This is a genomic window from Bacteroidota bacterium (assembly GCA_034439655.1).
Classification (GTDB): Bacteria; Bacteroidota; Bacteroidia; order UKL13-3; family UKL13-3; genus CANJUD01.
Genome location: JAWXAU010000178.1, coordinates 1 through 3,641 on the forward strand (window position 1 = coordinate 1; position 3,641 = coordinate 3,641).

Annotated in this window: 3 protein-coding genes; 1 reads left to right on the forward strand and 2 read right to left on the reverse strand. The window is 37.4% G+C overall.

The features are described from left to right. Positions 1-91: 91 nt before the first annotated feature. A complete protein-coding gene (locus tag SGJ10_13550) occupies positions 92-382 on the reverse strand; it encodes a hypothetical protein (GenBank protein MDZ4759146.1) in 291 nt (96 codons plus the stop codon). Further along, positions 383-634, reverse strand: coding sequence for a hypothetical protein (locus SGJ10_13555; GenBank protein MDZ4759147.1), 252 nt, complete (start codon positions 632-634; stop codon positions 383-385). It lies immediately after the preceding gene. 61 nt (positions 635-695) lie between these two features. Between SGJ10_13555 and SGJ10_13560 the strand changes: the two genes are divergently transcribed. Next, positions 696-3,230, forward strand: a complete 2,535-nt coding sequence (locus SGJ10_13560) for a bifunctional UDP-N-acetylmuramoyl-tripeptide:D-alanyl-D-alanine ligase/alanine racemase (GenBank protein MDZ4759148.1) — start codon at positions 696-698, stop codon at positions 3,228-3,230. Positions 3,231-3,641 lie beyond the last annotated feature (411 nt).

A 3,641-nucleotide genomic window follows, 5' to 3' on the forward strand; every position in this document is an offset into this window, starting at 1 on the left:
CAGGAGCATATAGGATTTTTCATAACATTGGGAGCATACAGTACTGATTCCAAAAATTGAAAATAAAAAAAGAGGAGTTTTCGCACAGACACTATATAGTATAAGCAGAAGGTATTACATTATATAGTACTCGAAATGGATCCGATCCTACATTAAATATCTTCTCCCATTTCTCATCACTAATTTTCGATGGTTCGGCTTTGCGTGTATAACCTCTGAACCGCACCCCCACATCGAATGAATAACCCCACATAAATTTATCCCCGCCCCAAGTATAATACTTCCCTAAATTAAATGAATTGCTGGCAACTTTAATATCGCGTTGTACTGCACCACCTGCTCCATCACTCCCTTGTGCCGACACGGTGGCTTGCCTCCCCACTCACATCAAATCAATTCCTGAATTTCGACCAGTTTTACCCTGAAAGCCGATGGAGAACCCTCTAAATCCATGTATGGCAGGCATATTTTTGGTAAGAATAGTTTCGTTGCGAAGATTGTAGGCATGTATCACACGGTTCACTTCTTTTGGGTTGGCATGCCCATAATGGTATCCCACCGTAAGCCCTGTTTGTCCCATTGCACTAGACACCATAAGTACAAACAAGAAAAAGATTGTAGCTCTGTTTAACATGCTGCAAATAGTGGTGAAAATATGTTTATGTGGATATACCCTGCGGGGTGTATTTTAATGAATGCTTAAATCATTAAATCTAAAATCATTAAATCATACTTACCAAAACTATCTTTGCACCTTGCAATATACCCTAGCTCAAATAGCAACTATTACAAACGGCAGCCTGCCAAATGGCGGCGGAGATGCAGCGATACAAACTATTATAACCGATAGCCGCACCAATCCCATACCTGCAAGTGCACTGTTTATAGCCTTGGTGGGTGAGCGGAATAACGGTCACGATTATTTGCTACAAGCCTATCAAAATGGCTGTCGTTGTTTTATGGTGAGCCAAGTCGTTGATCATTCACTTTTGCCTGAGGCAAGTATAATACAAATACAAAATACTTTAACTGCATTGCAAACATTGGCAGCCCACCATCGCAGAGAAATGTATATGCCCGTAGTAGGTATTACCGGTAGCAATGGTAAAACCGTGGTAAAGGAATGGCTCAACCATTTGCTACATAAAGACTATAATATATATCGTTCTCCGCGAAGTTATAATTCACAGATTGGTGTACCGCTTTCTGTTTTGGGAATGGAGAAAGAGCATGGGCTGGTTGTAATAGAAGCGGGCATATCGCAGCCTGGCGAAATGGAACAATTGCAACATATTATTAAACCCGATATGGTCGTGTTCACGCACTTGGGGACCGCACACGATGCAGGTTTCGAGAACCATTTGCAAAAAGCAGAAGAGAAACTAATGCTTGCAAAAGATGCCGATTGTATTATAGCTCCTGTAGGAAATGTGCAATTGAAACAAGCTCTCGAAGCTTTCAAGCACAAGCATTTTATTAAAATGATTACGTGGGGGTTTAGCACCCATGCCACCGTAAATGTTCAGAAGGTGGAGAAGACTATTTTGGGTAGCTCGATTACTTATATATATAAATCTACAGAATTAAAATTTGATATACCTTTTAGCGATGATGCTTCTATAGCCAATGCACTTACTTGCCTTTGTTGTCTACTCGCTTTGGAACGATTGGATGAAGAACATATACAAAGATTTACCACGCTGCAACCTGTCGAAATGCGTTTGCAAATGCTGCATGGCGTGAATAATTGTATTATAATAAACGACAGTTATAATGCCGATATAGAATCGCTGCAAGTAGCGTTAGATTATTTGGAAAGGCAGAATCCACGTCTTTCAAAAACTATAATACTAAGCGACCTCCAACAAAGTGGTTTAAGTAGCGATGATTTATATACCTTGATTGCAAACCTTATCAAGCGACATAATATAGATAAGTTGATTGGCATAGGTCCTGAAATAAGCAAACATGCAAAACTTTTTGAATGCGATAAAGAGTTTTATAAAGATACTGCCAACTATATATCAAAACTCAATACGTCGCAATGGAGCGAACAAGCTATATTAATCAAAGGATCACGCATATTTGGTTTCGAACAAATAAGCAAAGCACTGGAGAAAAAAACACACCAAACTCGTTTAGAAATAAACTTGGAAAATGTATCACACAACCTGCATACTTTACTTGCTTTGCAACCACCTCATACCAAAGTAATGGCGATGGTAAAAGCATTTGGTTATGGAAGTGGCGGACATGAACTCGCGAAAATGCTTCAACACCAAAAGGTAGATTATATGGCTGTGGCCTATGCGGATGAAGGTGTGGAACTTCGCAAAGCAGGAATTAAAACACCTATAATGGTGATGAGTCCTGAGCCAAATAGTTATAGACTTTTGGTAGATTATAATTTGGAACCAGAAGTATATAGTATACAAGAATTGGAAAGCTATATAAAATTTTTGGCAGACAATCATTGTAATACCTGGCCTGCTATTCATATTGAATTGGATACTGGCATGCACCGTTTGGGTTTTCAAACAGATGAATTATATATTTTAACGGAACATATACAAAAACTTCCCAAACTAAAAATAGCATCCATATTTACCCACCTTGCCGCTGCCGATGAAAACGAGTTTGATACTTTTACACAAAGCCAAATTGATAGATTTGAGCAAATGGCAAATGATATACAAAGTATATTAAACTATACTATTTTAAACCATACTAGTAATACTGCGGGCAGTATCCGGTTTAACCCTAAAAGACCATTTGATATGATACGCTTGGGCATTGGACTTTATGGTATTGATCCTACCAATAATATACAAAACAAACTACAACCTGTGAGTCGTTTGGTTTCTATAATACTTCAAACAAAAAACATCAAGCAAGACGACACCATTGGCTATGGCCGTCATACCACTGCCGATAAAGATATGCAAATAGGAATTGTAGCAATTGGCTACGCAGATGGATTAAATAGACTATTAAGTAATCGCAAAGGACAATTATATATAAAACAAAAAGCGGTAGATATTGTAGGCAATGTATGTATGGATATGTGCATGGTCGATTTAACTAATTGCGATGCCAAAGCTGGCGATGAAATTATCATATTCGAAAATGCGGAGCAGTTATATAAAATGGCTGAAGTATGTAATACTATCCCTTATGAAATACTCACGCATATATCACAAAGGGTGAATAGGGTTTATGTGTTTCATTAATGCTTTTATTGCCTTTTGGAACGTTTGAAACTTTCAAAAAGGTAACTCCGCCGAAGTATATCATGAATGTTTTTGAGTAAGTTTGTTCTATCATACCTTTGAAAAAAACTTGATGAATTGTGAAGATAACACTATATTTTTGCCTTTTGTGTGAAACTACAGTATATGCCTCTAGCACCTTTATTGCTTTCTGCTATAAGAGACACCAATCATTAAACAGCAATGAATTATAGAACTTTTTTGATTTTTATTTTCGTTTTCGGAAAGACCTTTAATTGTTATGCTCAAAAGGTAACATATAATTATACCAATTCTTAAACTAAAATAGTTCTCCGCCTGTGGCGGATTTGGTTTGTAGAATGTTATACCAAATTCTTAACCTATAACGGAAGTTAAAACATACTTTATAGC

Excerpts from the sequence above, each read along its gene's own strand:
- SGJ10_13555 (MDZ4759147.1), bottom strand. The coding sequence starts at position 634 with ATGTTAAACAGAGCTACAATCTTTTTCTTGTTTGTACTTATGGTGTCT.
- SGJ10_13560 (MDZ4759148.1), top strand. The coding sequence starts at position 696 with ATGCTTAAATCATTAAATCTAAAATCATTAAATCATACTTACCAAAAC.